This window comes from Methylocaldum szegediense, from assembly GCF_949769195.1.
GTDB classification, from domain to species: domain Bacteria; phylum Pseudomonadota; class Gammaproteobacteria; order Methylococcales; family Methylococcaceae; genus Methylocaldum; species Methylocaldum szegediense.
In genome coordinates this window covers 2,913,825-2,933,632 of the sequence record NZ_OX458333.1, presented here as the reverse complement: position 1 = coordinate 2,933,632, position 19,808 = coordinate 2,913,825, and the positions used below count along the sequence as shown (strand labels likewise).

Here is a 19,808-nt window from a genome sequence, read left to right as displayed (position 1 = left end):
AATCATGACGGCAAAAAGACGAGGACTCGGCCGCGGCCTCGATGTCCTGTTGAGCGGGGCCAAGCTGGAAAAGGAGACGGAAAGGCTCAGAATGCTCCCCATCGATCAACTCAGGCCGAATCGCTTTCAGCCGCGCAAAGACATCGATCCGGCGCGGCTTCAAGAGTTGGCGGACTCGATCAGTGCCCAGGGCGTGGTTCAACCGGTGGTGGTCAGATCCCTGGGCGACAGCCAGTATGAAATCATCGCTGGCGAGCGACGCTGGCGTGCCGCTCAATTGGCGGGGTTGCACGATTTACCGGTTGTCGTGCGCGAGGTTACCGATCAGGCTGCCCTGGCCATCGCCCTCATTGAAAATATTCAGCGGGAGGACCTGAATCCCCTAGAAGAGGCGGAAGCCCTCAAACGACTGCTCGAAGAATTCGAAATGACCCACCAGCAAGTCGCGGACGCAGTCGGCAAATCCAGGGCAACCGTCACCAACTTACTCCGCTTGAACGACCTTCATCCCGAGGCCAAGCATTTGCTGCTCACCGGCGCCATTGAAATGGGGCATGCCCGCGCGATACTCGGATTGGAATTTCAGCTTCAAGCCGAAGTCGCACGTAAAGTCGCCGGAGCGAAGTTGAGCGTTCGCGCGACCGAATTGCTTATCCAAAGATTGCGGGATGGACAAAAGGCCAAGAAACCGGAGGTCAAGGATCCCGACATTCGCCGGCTCGAAGAGCGTATAGCCACACGAATCGGAGCTCCCGTGTCGATCAAGCACGGCAAGAAAGGCTCAGGCCAACTGGTCATCCACTACGATAGCTTGGATCAACTCGAGGGCGTGCTCGACCGTTTGAAATAAACATGCAGCGTTGATCTTCAACGTTTCGATTGTTATCATTCGACAGCTTTTCTGTGAGGGTTTTTATTTGAGGGCCCTCGGTGGGTGCGAAAAAGTTGTTTTTCGCCGTCAAGCGGGTTCTGTTGATGCAGCTTCTTGCGATTGCGGTGGTCGGCGCCTTTACATGGGCTTTCTTCGGTTTGCTCGCTGCCCGATCGGCGTTGCTCGGCGGATTGACGGCTTTTTTGCCGAACCTTTATTTTGCGACAAAATTCGGGTTTTCCGATAGAACGAGAACGGCAAAAGAAATCGTACGATCTTTTTATATCGGCGAAGTCATAAAAATAATTATAACCGCCGGTTTATTTATTTTAATTTTCCAACTGCCTAACATTTTGTTCCTGCCATTGTTTGCCGGTTTTATATCGGTATTGATGGTGTTTTGGTGTGCGCTTTTGATGCGCGAAAGCGAACGGTAACGAGAGGAATTATGGCTACAGAAGAACACGGCTCCGGCGGGGCAACGGGATACATTATCCACCACCTGACCCCCTTATCGACCGGCGAAGGATTCTGGACGCTGCATTTGGATACCCTGTTCTTTTCCGTTTTTCTCGGCGGTGTATTCGCCCTCCTGTTCCGCAAGGCGGCTGAAAAAGCGACATCCGACGTGCCGGGCCCGTTACAGAATTTCGTCGAGATGGTCGTCGAGTTCGTGGATAGCCAGGTCAAGGACAGTTTTCATGGGCGCAGCGCCTTGATCGCGCCCCTTGCCTTGAGCATTTTCGTCTGGGTATTTCTGATGAATGCGATGGATCTCATTCCGGTCGACTTACTGCCGTACATCGCCCAAGCTATCGGTCTCGATTATCTCCGAGTCGTTCCCAGCACGGATCTCAACGCTACCTTCGCAATGTCGATTTCGGTCTTCTTCCTGATTCTGTTTTATAGCGTCAAGGTGAAGGGGCCGATCGGCTTCGGAAAGGAAATCATACTGACACCTTTTCATAGCGTTTGGATGATTCCGTTCAACGTGGTCCTGAAACTCGTCGAGGAGTTCGCAAAGCCAGTATCGCTCGGCCTCCGACTTTTCGGAAACATGTATGCCGGCGAGCTGATTTTCATTCTGATCGCGTTGCTGCCTTGGTACGTACAGCCCGTGTTGAGTTTCCCGTGGGCGGTTTTTCATATTCTGATCATTACTCTGCAAGCTTTCATCTTCATGGTTTTGACCATCGTATACCTGAGTCTGGCCCACGAAGAGCATTAAGGCTATCAATCAACCCTCAACTCTAACGTTCGAAAATTCGGAGGAACAATGGAAATCGCATCTGTATCTGGCATGACCGCAATCGCCGTGGGCATCATCCTGGGCCTGGGCGCCATGGGAACCGCTATCGGTTTCGGTTTGTTGGGCGGTAAATTCCTGGAAGGCGCAGCGCGTCAGCCGGAAATGGTCCCGATGCTGCAGGTCAAGATGTTCATCGTGGCCGGTCTGCTCGACGCCGTAACCATGATCGGTGTGGGTCTCGCCCTATTCTTCACTTTCGCCAATCCGTTCCTATCCGCGCTCAAAGGCTGAGCAAGCCGCGGTTGCGACGCTTTAACGGCAAATAACCAAAGGGGAAAGCGCTGTGAGTATTAACGCCACTCTGATCGGCCAGATGATCACATTTGCGCTTCTGGTGTGGTTCACCATGAAGTACGTGTGGCCGCCTTTGATGCAAGCCCTGGAAGAGCGCAAGAAAAAGATTGCCGACGGTCTCGCTTCGGCTGAGAAAGGCAAGCATGAAATGGAGTTGGCCGAAAAACGCGCAACCGCTTTGTTGCGGGAAGCTAAGGATCAGGCGGCGGAGATCGTGAACCTCGCGCAAAAGCGCGCCAACGAAGTCGTCGAGGAATCCAAGCAAACGGCCAAGGAAGAAGGCGAGCGAATCATCGCCGCCGCTAAAGCCGAGATTGAGCGCGAGTTGCAACAGGCGAAAGAAGGATTGCGCCAACAAGTCGCAACCCTGGCCGTAGCCGCAGCCGAGCAAATTTTGCAGAAGGAAGTGGATCAGAAAAAGCATCGGGAAATCATCGACAACCTCGATAAGCAGTTGGGTCAGGCATAATGGGCGAGTTAGCGACGTTGGCGAGGCCTTATGCCGTTGCGGTTTACAAGAGGGCCAAAGAAACGGGAACGGCTGAAAAATGGAGCGACGCGCTCGCTTTCGTCACTATGCTCATGGAAAACGAGCAGCTAGCCAAAGCCGCGGCCAATCCTAAAGCGAACCGCGAGCAGTTTACGGAAGCTTTTCTCGATCTCTGCAAAGATCACCTGGATACCGAAGCGCAAAATTTCGTTCGGCTGCTGATTCACAATCGCCGGCTTGGCCTGATCAAGTACATCGCCGAACTTTTCAATCAGTACAAGGCTGACGACGAGGGCTACATCGACGTCGACGTCAGTACGGCCTTTCCCTTGAAAGAAGCCGAGCAGGCCCGGTTATCCTCGGTACTGGAACGAGTCCTACAGAGGAAGGCCCGTTTGCGCGTCGCGGTCGATCCATCTTTGATCGGCGGTGTCTACATCAAGGCGGGTGACCGCGTGATCGACGCATCCATCCGCGGCCAGGTTGAACGATTAGCAAAGAGACTCTGGACTTAAAGCGAGAAGAATCATGCAGCTGAATCCATCCGAAATCAGTGAGCTTATCAAGAAGCGAATCGAGCAGTTCGATATCGGTGCCGAAGCCCGGACCGAGGGTACGATCGTCAGCGTGACCGACGGTATCGTCCGCATCCACGGTCTGACCGAAGTGATGCAGGGCGAAATGATCGAATTCAAAGACAATACCTTCGGGGTGGCCCTGAACCTGGAGCGCGATTCGGTCGGTGCGGTAGTACTGGGTTCCTACGAGCATTTGGCCGAAGGCGATACTGCGAAATGTACGGGGCGGATTCTGGATGTTCCGGTGGGCGAGGCATTGCTAGGGCGCGTCGTCGACGCTTTGGGTCGGCCGATCGATGGCAAAGGTCCCATCGAGGCTCAAGAACGTTCCCCTATCGAAAAGATCGCACCGGGCGTGATCGCCAGACAGTCGGTCAGCCAACCGCTCCAAACCGGACTCAAGGCCATCGATTCCATGATTCCGATCGGCCGCGGCCAGCGCGAATTGATCATCGGCGACCGTCAGACCGGGAAAACCGCCATCGCGATCGACACCATCATCAATCAAAAAGGCACCGGCGTTAAATGTATCTATGTCGCCATCGGCCAAAAGCAGTCTTCGATCGCCAACGTAGTGCGCAAACTCGAAGAGCACGGTGCGATGGCCCACACCATCGTGGTTGCCGCTTCGGCCTCGGAGTCCGCGGCGCTGCAATTCATCGCGCCGTACGCCGGATGTGCCATGGGCGAGTATTTCCGGGATCGGGGCGAAGACGCGCTGATCATCTACGACGATTTGACCAAGCAGGCTTGGGCATACCGGCAAATTTCGTTGTTGCTGCGCCGCCCGCCGGGCCGCGAAGCCTATCCAGGTGACATTTTTTATCTGCACTCGCGCTTGTTGGAACGCGCCGCCCGAATCAACGCGGCCGAAGTCGAGAAGCTGACCGGTGGGAAGGTGAAAGGAAAGACAGGTTCGCTGACCGCCTTGCCTATCATCGAAACCCAGGCGGGCGACGTATCGGCGTTCGTTCCCACCAATGTGATCTCGATCACGGACGGTCAGATTTATCTCGAGACTAATTTGTTCAACGCGGGTGTTCGTCCGGCTGTAAATGCGGGTCTTTCGGTATCGCGTGTCGGTGGTGCAGCGCAGACGAAAATCATCAAGAAGTTGGGCGGCGGTGTCCGTCTCGATTTGGCCCAGTTCCGTGAGTTGGCCGCTTTCGCGCAGTTTGCTTCGGATTTGGATGAGGCTACGCGTAAACAGATCGAGCGTGGTCAGCGCGTGACCGAAATCATGAAACAAAGCCAATATTCGCCGTTTAGCGTCGCGCAGACCGCGGTATCCCTGTTCGCAGCCAACGAAGGCTTCTTGGACGACGTTCCGGTCAACAAAGTAAAGGACTTCGAAGACGGTCTGCAAAATTACATGAAGTCGGAACACGCGGATCTTATGGAAAAGATCAACGCAACCGGGGATTACAACGACGAAATTCAGGCGGCGCTGCATGCTGCGGTGACGAAGTACAAAGAAACCCACACGTGGTAGGGAACGATTGATGGCCGTCGGAAAAGAAATCCGTCTGAAGATCACGAGTATCAAGAATACTCAGAAGATCACGCGGGCCATGGAAATGGTGGCAGCGAGCAAGATGAGGAAGACGCAGGATAGGATGCAGGCAACACGTCCTTATTCCCGGAAAATCGCCCAAATCATCAAGCATTTGGCGGAGGCGAACCCGGAATACAAGCACCCGTTCACGGTCCAACGCCCGGTAAATCGAATTGGAGCGATACTGATTTCGTCGGATAGAGGGCTCTGTGGCGGCCTGAATGCCAATTTGTTCCGATTGGCCTTGCGGCAGATGCGCGGGTGGGATGCGGAAGGAAAGCCGGTCGTACTCAGCACCATCGGGCAAAAGGGTAGCGTATTTTTCAGCTCGATCGGTGCCAATGTGATCGCTCAGGTCACGAGACTCGGCGACCGCCCCCACTTGCATGACATCATCGGCGTCATCAAGACGATGATCGACGAATATTCGAATGGGACGATCGATGAGCTGTACGTGTTTTATAACGAATTCGTCAACACGATGACGCAAAAGCCGCGGTTCATCCAGCTGCTTCCCATTCGGCCGGAGGAAATCAGCGAAGCGGAAAGAAAACACTGGGATTACATCTACGAGCCCGATGCCAAAGAAGTGCTTGATCAGTTGTTGATTCGCTATGTGGAATCGATCGTCTTCCAAGGCTTAGTCGAGAACAATGCGTGCGAGCAGGCGGCGCGAATGGTCGCGATGAAAAGCGCGTCCGACAATGCCGGAAAACTCATCAAAGAGTTGCAGCTGATCTACAACAAGGCGAGGCAGGCGGCCATCACCCAGGAAATCGCGGAAATCGTCGGCGGCGCGGCTGCTGTGTAAGCGAATCCCTAACAGATAAACGCAAGAAGTTTTACGAGGACAGTCATGAGTTCGGGCAAAATCGTACAGATCATCGGCGCCGTGGTTGACGTGGAGTTCCCGCGGGAAGCCCTTCCCAAAGTATACGATGCACTGACAGTCGACGAGAAAAACTTGGTGCTTGAGGTTCAGCAGCAACTCGGCGACGGTGTTGTCAGGACCATCGCCATGGGCAGTACCGATGGCTTGAAGCGGGGTTTGGCGGTGACGAACACCGGAGCCCCGATCTCGGTTCCTGTCGGGAAGGAAACCTTGGGCCGGATCATGAACGTCCTGGGCGAACCGATCGACGAGAAAGGCGCCATCGGTGAAAAAGAGCGCTGGCCGATCCATCGTAAAGCTCCAAGCTTCCAAGACCAGGCGGCCGCCAACGAGCTTTTGGAAACCGGTATCAAGGTAATCGACCTGATCTGCCCCTTCGCCAAGGGCGGTAAGGTGGGCCTGTTCGGTGGCGCCGGTGTGGGTAAGACGGTGAACATGATGGAGCTGATCCGCAACATAGCGGTGGAGCATAGCGGCTATTCCGTGTTCGCCGGAGTCGGTGAGCGGACCCGCGAAGGGAACGACTTTTATCATGAAATGCGGGAAAGCAACGTTCTCGACAAGGTGTCGCTTGTTTACGGCCAGATGAACGAACCGCCGGGTAACCGTCTACGCGTGGCGCTTACCGGCCTAACTATGGCGGAGTATTTCCGCGACGAAGGCCGTGACGTGCTGCTTTTCATCGACAATATCTACCGTTACACGCTCGCCGGCACTGAGGTATCGGCGCTGCTCGGCCGTATGCCGTCGGCGGTGGGCTATCAGCCCAACCTGGCGGAGGAAATGGGTGTGCTGCAGGAGCGGATCACATCGACGAAGATCGGATCCATTACGTCGATTCAAGCCGTGTACGTGCCTGCCGACGACTTGACCGACCCGTCTCCCGCGACGACCTTCGCACACTTGGACGCGACCGTGGTTCTCTCGCGTCAGATCGCCGAGCTTGGCATCTATCCAGCTGTCGATCCGCTGGATTCGACCAGCCGCCAGTTGGATCCCTTGATCGTTGGCCATGAGCACTATCAGGTAGCCCGCAAAGTTCAGAGCACGTTGCAGCGGTATAAAGAACTCCGCGACATCATCGCAATTCTCGGCATGGATGAGCTTTCGGAAGAAGACAAGCTGATCGTTTCCCGTGCTCGCAAAGTACAGCGATTCTTGTCGCAGCCGTTCTTCGTCGCGGAAGTTTTCACCGGCTCTCCGGGCAAGTACGTACCCCTGAAAGACACGATCGCGGGATTCAAAGGCATCGTCGAAGGGGAATACGACGAAGTTCCAGAACAGGCGTTCTACATGGTTGGCACCATCGAGGAAGCTTTGGAAAAGGCCAAGCGGATCGCCGCCTAATTCGAAGAGAAAAGCGATATGGCGATGACCATCCATGTAGACATCGTGAGCGCGGAGGCGGAAATTTATTCCGGGCTCGCGGAATTGGTGGTGGCTCCGGCGGAGCTTGGCGAAGTCGGTATTGCCGCACGGCACGCGCCCTTCTTGACCCGGTTGAAGCCCGGTGAAGTACGGGTAAAGGTCAACGATCAGGATGTCCAGCTGTTCTTTATTTCGGGAGGCATGCTGGAAGTCCAACCGCACGTCGTGACCATACTGGCCGATACCGCCGTTCGCGCCAAGGATATCGACGAAGCGGCAGCGCTAGAAGCCAAGCGGCGCGCGGAAGAGATGCTGGCGGACAAGTCCGGCAAGATCGATTACGCCTTGGCACAGGCACAGCTTGCCGAGGCCGTCATGCAGCTCCGAACCTTAGAGAAGTATCGGAAAGGCCGGGCTTAAGTTTCGGGATTTTTTCACCCAGCAAAGTGCGGAGCGCGCTGCTCCGCTATTTTGCTGGGTTTTTCATTTTTTCACGTTAATATTAAATACAAGCGTCCAGCCGGTTCACCGGAAGGACTACTAGAGTCTCTATTTTCCGCTTCTTCAACAAGGAAAAACGGGAGATGTCTTTGGAAATCGTCATTCTGGCTGCCGGCCAGGGAACGCGTATGCGTTCGTCACTTCCCAAGATTCTACACAAGCTCGGCGACCGGCCCCTGCTCGAACACGTGTACGCTTTAGCTTCCAGGCTGCGCCCCGACAAGATCAGCGTGATCTACGGCCACGGGGGCGAGAAGGTTCTTCGAACGCTTGAGCATCTCAATGTCGTCTGGGTCGAGCAGAGGGAACAGCTCGGCACCGGCCACGCGGTCATGCAGGTTGCCGACGACATCGATGAAGCCCGCACCGTGTTGATTCTTTATGGCGATGTGCCGTTGCTCGGCCAGGTCACGGTCGAGAAGCTGATTCCGCTTGCGCAGGCGGACCAGCTTGGCCTACTAACCGTCAATCTGCCCGATCCGTACGGCTATGGCCGTGTCGTTAGAGACGGCAGCGGTCGCGTAATCAAGATCGTGGAGGAAAAAGATGCGACCGAGGACGAGCGCAAGATCCGCGAAGTCAATACTGGCATACTCGCCATAAAAGGCAAACACCTCAAGACCTGGCTCGGGCGGTTGGAAAATAACAACGCCCAGCGCGAATACTACCTCACCGATGTGATCGCCATGGCTGTCGTCGACGGCGTTCGGGTGGAAACCGTTCAACCACGCGATCCGGATGAGGTGTTAGGAGTCAACGATCGTGAGCAACTGGCTTACCTGGAACGTGTGTTTCAGCGAAAACTCGCCCAAGACCTCATGCGGAACGGTGTTACCCTGCGCGACCCTTCGCGCTTTGATCTAAGGGGACAAATCGAATCGGTCGGACGAGACGTGGAGATCGACATCAACGTCGTTCTGGAAGGTCGGGTGAAAATCGGCGATAACGTGCGTATCGGTGCCAATTGCGTAATCAAGAACAGCGAGATCGGCAACGGCGTCGAGATCCTTCCGAATTGTGTCATCGAAGGCGCCGTCATCGGTGAGAGTTCCCGTATCGGCCCGTTCGCACGCATCCGTCCGGAAACACGGATTGAAAGCCACGTCCATGTCGGCAATTTCGTGGAAGTCAAGAAGTCGGTGATTGCCGATGGTTCCAAAGTTAACCATCTCAGCTATATCGGCGACACCATCATCGGCCGTGATGTCAACGTCGGTGCCGGTACGATCACCTGTAATTACGACGGTGCGAATAAGCATCAAACGATCATAGAGGACGGTGCGTTCATCGGTTCCGACACCCAATTGGTCGCTCCGGTGCGGATAGGCAGGAACGCCACCATAGGTGCCGGGGCAACGATTACCCGGGACGCACCCGAAAATGCGCTGACTCTTAGCCGAGCGAAGCAAGTAACCGTCGAGGGTTGGCAACGACCCACTAAAAAAAGGAGTTGAGATTATGTGTGGTATTGTTGGTGCCGTTGCGCACAGAGTCGTTACCCCTGTTCTGTTGGAAGGACTCCGCCGCCTGGAGTATCGCGGCTATGATTCGGCGGGACTGGCGGTATTGGACGATTCCGCCCAGCTCCAGCGGGTACGCAGAAAAGGGAAGATCAAAGAGCTGGAAAATGCCCTGGAAACCTCGCTGGTCGAAGGCAAGGTCGGTATCGCCCACACCCGCTGGGCCACCCATGGCATCCCCTCCGAGCGTAACGCCCACCCTCATATCTGCCGGGAATCCGTGGCCGTGGTTCACAACGGCATCATTGAAAATCACGAAGAGCTCAGGCGGGAACTGCAGGAAAAGGGATACGATTTCGATTCGGATACGGATACGGAGGTCATCGTTCACCAGATTCACGAGTTTTTGGAAAAAGGACTGAGCCTTCTTGAGGCCGTCAAAGAAACCTGCAAACGGCTGGAGGGTGCTTATGCCATCGGGGTGGTCAGCATCAACGAACCGAAACGGCTGGTCGCCGCGCGTCACGGGAGCCCCTTGGTGATCGGTCTCGGCGAAAGTGAGAACTTCATCGCGTCCGATGTGTTCGCGCTCGTCGGTGAAACCCAGCGCTTTATTTTCCTCGAAGACGGCGACATCGCCGATTTGTCCACGGAAACGGTCGATATCTACGACAGATACGGCAATCCGGTGGAAAGGCCCGTCCATGAAACCAAATTGGCGGCGGACGCGGTGGAACGCGGCGAATATCGCCACTATATGCAGAAGGAAATTCACGAGCAGCCGGTGGCCATCGAAAAAACACTGGATGGCCGGATTCGGGCCGGAAGAGTACTCGACGCGGCGTTCGGGCCGTATGCCGAAAAGGCGTTCGACCACATCAAATCGGTGCAGATTGTGGCCTGCGGTACCAGTTATCACGCCGGTATGGTTGCGCGCTACTGGATAGAGTCGATCGCAGGGCTTCCCTGTAGCGTGGAAGTGGCCAGCGAATTCCGTTACCGCAAGCATGTGGTTCCGCCGGGAGCCCTATTCGTCAGCATTTCACAATCCGGCGAGACCGCCGATACCTTGGCGGCGTTGAAGGAAGCCAAGAAGTTGGGGTACGCCCATACCCTCGCGATCTGCAACGTGCCGGAAAGCTCGATTGTCCGGGAATCTGAATCGACCCTGATGACCCGAGCCGGCCCAGAGGTCGGCGTCGCGTCGACCAAAGCCTTCACCACGCAGTTGACAGCCCTGCTCCTCCTAGTTGTGGCTTTAGGCAAGCGGAACGGGCTCCCGCCGGAGCAGGAAGCGCGGATCGTCAAGGAACTTGAAAATTTGCCGGCGCAGATCGAGCGCGTCCTGCTTCTCGAAGACGAAATCCAGCAATGGGCGGAGCGCTTCGGAGAAAAGCGGCATGCGCTCTATTTGGGCCGTGGCGCCCACTATCCGGTTGCAATGGAGGGTGCGCTGAAACTGAAGGAAATCTCGTATATCCATGCCGAAGCGTATCCGTCCGGGGAACTCAAACACGGACCGCTCGCGCTCATCGATGCCGAAATGCCGGTGGTGGCAGTTGCTCCGAACAACGAGCTTTTGGAAAAACTCAAATCCAATCTTCAGGAAGTGCAAGCCCGTGGCGGCGAGCTCTATGTCTTCGCCGACGTGCGCGTGCCTATGGATAGCGCACCAGGCGTCAATCTGTTGCGCGTTGCCGAGACTGACGAAGTCGTCGCGCCTATCGTCTATACAGTACCCTTGCAGATGCTCGCCTACCATGTCGCCTTGATCAAAGGCACCGATGTGGATCAACCTCGTAACTTAGCCAAATCGGTTACGGTGGAGTAAAACCCTCCACTCACGAGTCCAACCTGCGTGCCAAGTACCTGATTTTTATATGCAGGTCGGGACTGTTCGCCTAAAAGGGATTTGTGGGCTACTATCTTTGCGCGGAAGGGTTTTTTTGCCAAAAATAGTATCGGTACGATAATACCGTCTATGCAGGACACTCTCGTATTGGAGAGTGGTGTCAAAATGCCAATTACAACAAACTGACTCGCCGACGTTAGTCGGCGTAATCTTTTTAAGGGTCTTGCACTTGGGGAGTAGAGAATGGCTATCAACTTGCAGAAGGGCGGCAACGTCAGTTTGACGAAGACAGACCCGGGTCTCGTCAATGCTTCAGTCGGATTGGGTTGGGATGCCCGTTCCACCGACGGGGCAGCATTTGATCTCGATGCTAGCGTTTTCTTGGTGGGCGAGTCGGGAAAGGTCCTTTCCGATGCCCATTTTGTTTTCTACAACCAAAAAACATCGCCGGACGGCGCGGTGGTCCATTCGGGGGACAACACTACCGGAGCCGGTGAAGGCGACGACGAAGAAATTTCCGTCAATCTGTCGAAAGTTGACGCCAACATTCAGCGCATCGTGGTTACTGTGACCATACACGAAGCCGAAAGCCGGAAGCAGAATTTCGGCATGGTGCGTAACGCTTATATGCGCGTGGTCAATAAGGACACCAATACGGAAATTGCCCGTTTCGACCTTTCCGAAGACTATTCCACAGAGACTGCCATGATCTTCGGCGAAATCTACCGGTATGGCTCGGAATGGAAATTCAAAGCCGTGGGCCAGGGTTTTGCCGGCGGGCTGAAAGCGTTGGCAACCGACTTTGGAGTGAACGTCGGCTAACCGGCACTCTAAGTTGACCGGAATAGCAGGCGTTTCGGAAACGACTACCAGTAAACATGCCGCAGTTCACCGTAACCGGGGATGTCGATCCCTTTCTACACGTGAGCCTTAGAAAGGGCGAAAAGATCTTTTGCGAGTCCGATGCGATGGTCATGATGGAGGATACGCTGAGGATCAAGGGGCAAATGCGAGGTGGTCTGGGACAGGCTCTCTTACGTCGTTTCGCGAATGACGAATCGATCTTCCAGCAGGAGATCGAGGCGGTGGACGGTGACGGCGATTGTCTTCTGTCCCCCGCTCTGCCGGGTGGGATAGAAGTTCTGGAGGTTTCGCCGGGTGAGGCCTACACGCTTGCCGACGGTGCCTTCGTGGCGGCGGAGTCTTCTGTGGACATCCGTTCGCGGTTGAACAACCTCGGAGGCGCACTGTTCGGTGGCACCGGGGGGTTCGTGGTGATGGAAGCCAGAGGCCAGGGCAAGCTCGCTGTTTCGGGTTTCGGGTCGATTTTCCGGCTGGATGTGGAGCCGGGAAAGGACGTCGTCATCGACAACAATCATGCCGTTGCCTGGTCTTCTACCCTACAGTACGAAGTGGGTGTCGCACGCTCCGGAGGTGGCCTTTTCGGCTCTTTGGTGAATTCGGTGACCTCAGGCGAAGGCCTGGTCCTCAAGTTTCGCGGGCGGGGCTCGGTCGTGGTATGTTCGCGAAATCGCGAGCTGTTCGTCAGCCAAGCACGACGCGCAGGTTCCGCTTAACCAAGACAACTCTAACAACGAGGTATCTAAGATGGGCGTCAATTTGCAAAAAGGGCAGAGAATCTCGTTGGATAAGGAAGCCAATGGCAGCTTAACCCGGATCGTCATGGGGTTGGGCTGGGATGCCGCCAAAGCAAAGACTTCGGGATTCTTGGGCAGCTTGTTCGGGGGAGGCGGAGGCGGAAACATCGATCTCGACGCTTCCTGTCTTTTATTCGACGAGCAGGGCAATCTGGTGGACGCGGTCTGGTTCCGGCAGTTGCGTAGCCGGGACGGCAGCATACAGCACACAGGCGACAATCTGACCGGCGAGGGTGAGGGCGACGACGAGCAAATCATCGTCGATTTGCCCAAGGTTCCGGCCACAGTGAAAAGCTTGGTGTTCACCGTGAACAATTACACCGGCCAGGATTTCTCCCGTGTAGAAAACGCGTTTTGTCGCATCGTAAACGCCGCGGACGACAAAGAGCTCGCGCGCTATGACCTGAGCTGTCAGGGCAATCACACCGCCATGATCATGGCGAAGGTCTACCGACACAACGACGAATGGAAAATGCACGCGATCGGCGAAACCGGCCAAGGCCGGACCTTTGAGCAGTTACTGCCGCAAATTCGTCCACACTTGTAATCCGGGGCGGAAAGCGGCAACAGCCCGCGCTTCTTGGCATAGGTGTCAGCATGAGAAACCTGCGACGGGCCGAGCTCGAAACCGGCGTGCTGACGGTAGAAGTGCGAGAAGCTGCATTCCCGCTGGAAGAACTCTGCGATTTCGCCGCGCGCAACAATCGAAAGCGCGGGTTTTTGTTCTTGAGCAAGGTTTTGGGCAAGCATTGGCCGGCAGTGCCGACGACCATGCGCCGCGTGCATGCATATCTGGCGTCGAAGCTCGATCTGGGGCCCGGTCCCTGGCTTTTCGTTGCCATGGCGGAGACCGCGACGGGCTTGGGCCAAGGGATCTTCGAAGCCGTCCTGGACCAGCACGCCGGCGCGAATGCCCTATTTCTGCATTCCACTCGCTATCGAATTCCGGGACGAAGGTTCTTCCAGTTCGAAGAAAGCCATTGCCATGCTCCCGATCAATATCTATACGAGCCGCTGGATGCAGATCAGCGGAATGTGTTCCGAAACGCGCACGAACTGGTTATCGTGGATGATGAAATCAGTACCGGTTCCACGCTCTGTAACCTTGTCGACACCTATCGCGCCCACAATCCGGGGCTTGCGCGAGTCCACTTCGTCGCCATCACCAATTTCAGCGGCGAACGGTGCGCGGAACGATTTTCCGCGCGCCTCGGTCTACCGGTCCAATGCGTGGCTGCCTTGCATGGCGCCTTTTCCTTCCAGTCCGCGGATGAGGCTTACGCGGAGAACACCGCCCCGGCGTTTGGCGCCAACGTCTGCGAACCGGGATTCGTGGCGGACCGCTTGGGTCGTTTCGGCATCGATAGGCAGCTTCACGTTCCGGTCGATGACATCCGCGGGCTAGTGGCGGGACTCGAACCCCCGGCTCGCGTTTTGGTTCTCGGTACCGGAGAGTTCATGCATGTCGCGTTTCGGACCGGCCTGGAACTCGAGGCTATGGGGTTCGACGTGGCGGTGCAGGCTACCACTCGTTCGCCGATTTTGCCGGGTGCGGGCATCGGCCGACGCCTCGTTTTCGCCGACAACTATGGCGAAGGTATCCCCAATTACCTGTACAACGTCGATCCCAGTGATTACGCACGTATCATCGTTTGCCATGAAACGCCGCCGGACGGTCTGACCGACCTGCTCCGGCAACTCGGGCCGGCTTGTGTACCTTACCGGTATACGGAGCCGGCGGGACTCTCCTATTCTTAGGAGAGTGTTCGTTTTGCTCACAACATCGAGGAGAAAACCTATGGCTATCAATCTTCAAAAAGGCGGTAACGTCAATTTGAGCAAGGAAGCGCCGAATCTCGAAAATGTTCTGGTGGGACTCGGCTGGGACGCGCGCGCGACCGACGGACAACCGTTCGATCTCGACGCCAGCCTGTTTATGGTCAAGGAAGATGGAAAAGTGCCGAGCGACGCCTATTTCATTTTTTACAATCAGAAGAAGTCACCCGAAGGCTCGGTCGAACACACCGGCGATAATCTGACCGGCGAGGGCGAAGGTGATGATGAATCCATCTTGGTGACTCTTTCCAAGGTTCCGCCCGAGGTGCAGCGGCTGGTCGTCGTCGTGACCATCCACGACGCCGAGGCGCGCAAACAAAATTTCGGACAGGTCCGCAATGCTTTCGTGCGCATCGTTAATCGCGACAATAACCAGGAGATCGTTCGCTACGACCTGTCGGAAGACTATTCGACCGAAACCGCCATGATCTTCGGGGAACTCTATCGTCACAGCGGCGATTGGAAATTCCGAGCCGTCGGTCAGGGCTATTCCGGAGGACTTAGAGCCTTGGCTCTGCAACACGGCGTCAACGTCGGTTAAAGCGCCCACGCGGTTTTCTGGAGCGAGAACGAACCATGAACTTATCGCGCGGACAACGGGCGAAAATCGCCGACTTGATTCCAAACGGCCAGACGTTCATGGTCGGGGTTACGGTGAACGCTCCAGGCTTGGTCATCGACTTCGCCTGCTTCGGGCTAGACAGCCAGGGCAAGCTCTCCGACGAACGTTACATGACCTTCTTCAACCAGCCGATGACGCCCTGCGGCGGAGTCGGCTCGGTGACGCCTCCCGGCGATACGACGGGTTTCAGCATAGACCTCGGCCGGCTTCCGGCCACGATCGAGCGGTTGACGATCACGGCGGCTATCGACGGTGCCGGAACCATGTCGGCGATCCAGAGCGGCTATGTGCGTTTGCTGGATGGGAGCCGGGAAGCCGCGCGGTTTTCGTTCACCGGAGCGGATTTTGCCGAGGAGCGGGCTTTGATGCTGCTCGAAATCTACCGCAAGGACGGCATCTGGCGGCTATGTGCCTTGGGACAGGGTTTCAACGGTGGTCTCGCCGCTTTGGTCCGGCATTTCGGCGGTGAGGTCGCCGCCGGAGATGAAGCACCTGCAAAGCTGTCGCTGGAGAAAAAAGTCGAGCTGCATGCGCCCCAGCTGCTGAGCCTGGCAAAAAAGGCCAGCATCTCTTTGGAAAAGAAACGCTTGACCCACGTTATGGCGCGCGTGGGCTTAGTGCTGGATGCATCCGGTTCGATGACGGCCCAGTACAGGAAAGGCCGCGTTCAGGAACTGGTCGACCGCATCCTACCCCTGGCGGTGCACTTCGACGACGACGGCGAGCTCGATTGCTGGATTTTCGCCGACCGTTGCATGGAGCTGCCGGCGGCTACCTTGAGCAACGTCAACGGCTACATAGCACGAGAAGCGCCTTGGGCCGGGAAATATTTTTCCTCTTCGCCCATAGGCGGCGTCAATGACGAACCCGTCGCGATCAACGACGTAATCCGGAAATACCGCGACACTCGGATTCCGGCCTACGTCATTTTCATCAGCGACGGTGGTGTCCACAAGAATCGGGAAATCGAGGCCTTGATCAGAGAGGCGTCCAAGCTGCCGATCTTTTGGCAGTTCGTCGGCATCGGCGGTCGCAACTACGGAATTCTCGAAAAACTGGACACTCTGTCGCGGCGCTTTGTCGACAATTGCAATTTCTTCGCCTTGGATGACTTGCACGATATTTCCGAAAGCGAGCTTTACGACCGTCTTTTAAATGAATTTCCCTTGTGGCTGGAACAGGCACGGCGCAAAGGGATCGTGGCGTGAACCCGGACATCGCGATCACTCGCGAGTTTTTCATGACCTGAGGAAAAGACAAATGAGCTTCCAAGACTTCTTTAACGCCCTGAAGCAGAAGGCCAGTGAACTGAAGACCGAGGCGCTGAAGTTCAAGAATCGCGACTTTCTGAACGCGGCGGTCAGCGGCTCGGTGCTGGTTTCGATGGCGGACGGCATCATTTCTTCGGAAGAAAAACAGAAAATGATGCGTTTCATCGAAAATTACGAACCTCTGTCCGTCTTTTCCGCCAAAGAACTGATCGATGCCTTTCAGAATGCGGTGAGTCAGATCGAGTTCGACAAGGACTTAGGCGAAGCCAAAGCTTATGAAGCCTTGCGCAAGATGAAAAACAACGACGCCGCGGCTCGCCTGATCATGCGCCTTATCATCAGCATCGGAGGCGCGGACGGCAATTTCGACGACAATGAAAAACGCGTCGCACGCAAGATCGCCATGGAGCTCGGTCTAAATCCGGCGGAATTCGAACTGACCTGATCGTGCAAGCGTTCGTTTTCCTCGACCTGGACGACACCCTGTTCCAAAGCCGGGCCAAGTGCCCGGCCGAAGGCGAGCTGTATCCCGCCGCTTTTTTGCGCGACGGCAGCGCCCATTCGTTCATGACGGCCAAGCAGCGAGCGCTTTGGCGCCTCCTGGAAACGAACATGACTGTCATCCCTACGACGGCGAGGGATTGGGAAGCCTATCGACGGGTCGATCTACGGTTTCGGAGCTGGAGTATTCTCGACTACGGCGGCGTTATTATCGACGCGTCCGGTCATCCGGACGAGGATTGGCTGGAATCCATGCGTGCGGCGACCTGCACCGCCGTGAGCGGGCTCAAGCAGGCACTGGAAATGGCCTGCGATTTCGCTGCGACCCGCGGCCTTTCTGTACGTGTCCGTCTGATCGAGGATTTCGGCCTTACGTTCTATCTGGTGGCGAAATACCAGAACGGCCGTGAACCGGATCTGGATTTTTTGCAACGGGAAGTTCTGGAACCCTGGGTCGAGGCACGGGACGGAGCCTACCGCCTGCACCGTAACGGCAACAATTTGGCCGTGTTGCCGCGGACGCTCGGCAAGGAGCGCGCCGTGCGCCATTTGATCGGGCACCTGCGCCGCGAGCACGGCAACATCCTGACTTTCGGTCTCGGCGACAGCGAGATCGATGGCGCGTTCATGGCCGAATGCGACTATCTTCTGACACCCCGGACCTCGCAGTTGTTCGAGCGGACGTTCGGCAAGTCCGTGACTTGACGGCACGGGCATTTCAAAGCCATGTCGCAGAGCAATATGAATCGAGCGGCCGCGGAGACGGAACCATCGGCATTTTTCTCCGGCAGTTACCGTCCTGAAGACGTGAAGATTCTGCTGAAACCGATCAGTGTCGAACCGATCGGTATTGCCGAGAAGGAACGGCTGATCCAAAGCGGGCGCCGCCACTATAGCGAAATGCTAAGCCCCGAGAATCTACCGTCGCCGCGCTATATGGAAATTTTCCGAAAAGCATTTGCACTCAACAGGCGGCGAATGGCGCTCGATTTGCTCAATTTGGCGGCCATTATCGCAGCGCGTCGGAACGATGAAATCACCCTGGTTTCGCTGGCGCGGGCCGGAACGCCGATCGGGGTGGCGCTGAAGCACATCTTGCAGCGATTTTTCTCGCGGGACGCCGAGCATTATTCCATTTCCATCATCCGCGACCGGGGCATTGATACCAATGCCCTTCGCTTCATACTCGATCACGAAGCACGCTTCGAGAGCGGCATTGTCTTCGTCGACGGCTGGAGCGGCAAAGGCGTTATAGCCCGTGAACTCCGCAAATATGCGCACGAGTTCAACGTGCGCCACGGTACGCGACTCGATTACACCCTCTTCGTGTTGACCGATCTCGCCGGCGTGGGCATCGCTCCGTCCGACGACGACTATCTGATACCGTCGAGCATTCTGAATTCCACGGTTTCGGGTCTGATCAGCCGTTCCATTCTGAACGAGCAAATCGGTCCCAACGATTTCCACGGTTGCGTCTATTACCGGGAATTCGAGGCGCACGATCTTTCGACATGGTTTATCGATGAAATCGTAAAGGCCGTTTCCGAACGGATTGAGGAAGGACACACGCCTTCCCCGAAGCCGGTCGACCCTATTTCAGCGCGCTGCCGTTCGCAGCGACTGCTCGAAGACCTAAGAGCCCGTTTTGGCATCGCCGATGAAAACTTGATCAAGCCCGGCATTGGCGAAGCCACCCGCGTTTTGTTGCGACGCGTTCCCGAGCGGGTTATCGTTCGCGACGAAAAAGATCCGGCAGTGGCCCATCTTCTCCAGCTGGCCCGCGAAAAAGGGGTCGTTTGGACAACGGAATTGACCCTGCCCTACCGGGCCGTTTCTCTCATAAAAGGTATAACCGATGCTTAGTGCACATCGACTGGGGGCTTCCTTATACGTGCCGGCAAACCATCGCGCGTTGCTGGACATCGCCAATGGCCAGAAATGGCCGGAACTGCGATCAGTTATATTCTGTACGGAAGACTCGATCGCCCCTGCGGCACTCGAACACGCGCTTCGAAATCTGAGCGACTGCCTCGATCAAATGTCCACCACCAGTCGCTTGTTGCGTTTCGTGAGGGTCCGCAATCCGGATATCCTCGAACGCGTCTTGTCCATGTCCGGTGTGGAGAAACTGGACGGTTTCGTGTTTCCCAAGGTGGATCGGTGTACGGTGGACAGCTATATGAGCCTTGTACAGGGCACACCTTATTGGACCATGCCGACCCTCGAAACCAAAGACGCCTTCGACCCGCGGCAAATGGCCGCTTTTCGGGATCATCTGATGGAGCAAGGTTTCGACAAGCGCATTTTGGCCTTGCGCATAGGAGGCAACGACTTGTTATCGATTTTGGGCATACGGCGCCCTCGCGACATGACGATCTACCGGACACCGATTGGACACACCATCGCCCAGATCGTCACCGTGTTCAAACCTTATGGTTTCGAGCTCACGGCCCCGGTATTCGAGCACATCGACCGGCCGGAAATTCTCCAGGCCGAGGTGAAAGAGGACATCGCCCACGGTCTGTGCGGGAAAACCGCCATTCATCCCAGTCAGATTCCTTTGATTGAAGCCGGCTATCGGGTCTCTCCGAGCGATTTGGAAGCGGCTCGCCGCATCTTGCAGAGCGAACGCGCAGTGTTCACCTTCGGTGGATCAATGTGCGAGGTCGCGACGCACAGTTCATGGGCGCGCCATGTCGTCGAGCGGTCCGAGGTTTTTTCCTAAAATTTTTCAACTAGCTCCACAAAAT

Annotated in this window: 22 protein-coding genes; all 22 read left to right on the top strand. The window is 56.1% G+C overall.

What is annotated here, in order from left to right:
• Positions 1-4: 4 nt before the first annotated feature.
• The 22 genes from QEN43_RS12580 to QEN43_RS12475 all read left to right on the top strand — a co-directional run bounded on the left by QEN43_RS12580 (position 5) and on the right by QEN43_RS12475 (position 19,783).
• A complete protein-coding gene (locus QEN43_RS12580; RefSeq protein ID WP_026611176.1) occupies positions 5-850 on the top strand; it encodes a ParB/RepB/Spo0J family partition protein in 846 nt (281 codons plus the stop codon).
• Between the two features lie 80 nt (positions 851-930).
• Entirely contained in the window at positions 931-1,308 is a 378-nt protein-coding gene (locus tag QEN43_RS12575; RefSeq protein WP_036269123.1) for an ATP synthase subunit I, read from the top strand.
• 11 nt (positions 1,309-1,319) lie between these two features.
• Complete coding sequence (atpB, locus tag QEN43_RS12570; RefSeq protein ID WP_026611178.1) at positions 1,320-2,099, top strand: F0F1 ATP synthase subunit A; 780 nt, start codon at positions 1,320-1,322, stop codon at positions 2,097-2,099.
• Between the two features lie 48 nt (positions 2,100-2,147).
• Entirely contained in the window at positions 2,148-2,411 is a 264-nt protein-coding gene (gene atpE, locus QEN43_RS12565; protein WP_026611179.1) for a F0F1 ATP synthase subunit C, read from the top strand.
• Between the two features lie 52 nt (positions 2,412-2,463).
• The gene (locus tag QEN43_RS12560) at positions 2,464-2,943 is read left to right on the top strand and encodes a F0F1 ATP synthase subunit B (protein ID WP_026611180.1); all 480 of its coding nucleotides are present in this window, start codon (positions 2,464-2,466) and stop codon (positions 2,941-2,943) included.
• A complete protein-coding gene (locus tag QEN43_RS12555) occupies positions 2,943-3,479 on the top strand; it encodes a F0F1 ATP synthase subunit delta (RefSeq protein ID WP_026611181.1) in 537 nt (178 codons plus the stop codon). The genes QEN43_RS12560 and QEN43_RS12555 overlap by 1 nt, the downstream gene beginning before the upstream one ends.
• Before the next feature lie 13 nt (positions 3,480-3,492).
• A complete protein-coding gene (atpA, locus tag QEN43_RS12550) occupies positions 3,493-5,034 on the top strand; it encodes a F0F1 ATP synthase subunit alpha (protein ID WP_026611182.1) in 1,542 nt (513 codons plus the stop codon).
• 10 nt (positions 5,035-5,044) lie between these two features.
• Positions 5,045-5,908, top strand: a complete 864-nt coding sequence (gene atpG, locus QEN43_RS12545; protein WP_026611183.1) for a F0F1 ATP synthase subunit gamma — start codon at positions 5,045-5,047, stop codon at positions 5,906-5,908.
• 45 nt (positions 5,909-5,953) lie between these two features.
• Entirely contained in the window at positions 5,954-7,336 is a 1,383-nt protein-coding gene (gene atpD / locus QEN43_RS12540) for a F0F1 ATP synthase subunit beta (protein WP_317963278.1), read from the top strand.
• 18 nt (positions 7,337-7,354) lie between these two features.
• Positions 7,355-7,777, top strand: a complete 423-nt coding sequence (locus QEN43_RS12535) for a F0F1 ATP synthase subunit epsilon (protein WP_026611185.1) — start codon at positions 7,355-7,357, stop codon at positions 7,775-7,777.
• Between the two features lie 164 nt (positions 7,778-7,941).
• Complete coding sequence (gene glmU / locus QEN43_RS12530; RefSeq protein WP_026611186.1) at positions 7,942-9,312, top strand: bifunctional UDP-N-acetylglucosamine diphosphorylase/glucosamine-1-phosphate N-acetyltransferase GlmU; 1,371 nt, start codon at positions 7,942-7,944, stop codon at positions 9,310-9,312.
• A 4-nt stretch (positions 9,313-9,316) separates the two neighbouring features.
• Positions 9,317-11,149, top strand: a complete 1,833-nt coding sequence (gene glmS / locus QEN43_RS12525) for a glutamine--fructose-6-phosphate transaminase (isomerizing) (RefSeq protein ID WP_026611187.1) — start codon at positions 9,317-9,319, stop codon at positions 11,147-11,149.
• A gap of 264 nt (positions 11,150-11,413) precedes the next feature.
• On the top strand, positions 11,414-11,992 hold the full coding sequence (locus QEN43_RS12520; protein ID WP_026611188.1) for a TerD family protein: 579 nt from the start codon (positions 11,414-11,416) through the stop codon (positions 11,990-11,992).
• A 56-nt stretch (positions 11,993-12,048) separates the two neighbouring features.
• Positions 12,049-12,747 (top strand): TIGR00266 family protein, encoded by a 699-nt coding sequence (locus tag QEN43_RS12515; RefSeq protein ID WP_026611189.1) that lies wholly within the window; start codon positions 12,049-12,051, stop codon positions 12,745-12,747.
• Between the two features lie 31 nt (positions 12,748-12,778).
• On the top strand, positions 12,779-13,375 hold the full coding sequence (locus tag QEN43_RS12510) for a TerD family protein (protein WP_026611190.1): 597 nt from the start codon (positions 12,779-12,781) through the stop codon (positions 13,373-13,375).
• Between the two features lie 50 nt (positions 13,376-13,425).
• Positions 13,426-14,586, top strand: a complete 1,161-nt coding sequence (locus QEN43_RS12505) for a phosphoribosyltransferase domain-containing protein (protein WP_026611191.1) — start codon at positions 13,426-13,428, stop codon at positions 14,584-14,586.
• Positions 14,587-14,626: 40 nt separating this feature from the next.
• A complete protein-coding gene (locus tag QEN43_RS12500) occupies positions 14,627-15,205 on the top strand; it encodes a TerD family protein (RefSeq protein ID WP_026611192.1) in 579 nt (192 codons plus the stop codon).
• 35 nt (positions 15,206-15,240) lie between these two features.
• Positions 15,241-16,494, top strand: a complete 1,254-nt coding sequence (locus QEN43_RS12495; RefSeq protein ID WP_317963277.1) for a vWA domain-containing protein — start codon at positions 15,241-15,243, stop codon at positions 16,492-16,494.
• Positions 16,495-16,546: 52 nt separating this feature from the next.
• Positions 16,547-17,002 (top strand): tellurite resistance TerB family protein, encoded by a 456-nt coding sequence (locus tag QEN43_RS12490; protein WP_026611194.1) that lies wholly within the window; start codon positions 16,547-16,549, stop codon positions 17,000-17,002.
• Positions 17,003-17,004: 2 nt separating this feature from the next.
• Positions 17,005-17,763, top strand: a complete 759-nt coding sequence (locus QEN43_RS12485; protein WP_036269127.1) for an HAD family hydrolase — start codon at positions 17,005-17,007, stop codon at positions 17,761-17,763.
• Between the two features lie 36 nt (positions 17,764-17,799).
• On the top strand, positions 17,800-18,921 hold the full coding sequence (locus QEN43_RS12480) for a cysteine protease StiP family protein (RefSeq protein WP_026611196.1): 1,122 nt from the start codon (positions 17,800-17,802) through the stop codon (positions 18,919-18,921).
• Positions 18,914-19,783 carry an HpcH/HpaI aldolase/citrate lyase family protein gene (locus QEN43_RS12475; RefSeq protein WP_026611197.1) on the top strand — a complete coding sequence of 290 codons (870 nt, stop codon included), beginning with the start codon at positions 18,914-18,916 and terminating at the stop codon, positions 19,781-19,783. Before QEN43_RS12480 ends, QEN43_RS12475 begins: the two co-directional genes overlap by 8 nt.
• Positions 19,784-19,808 lie beyond the last annotated feature (25 nt).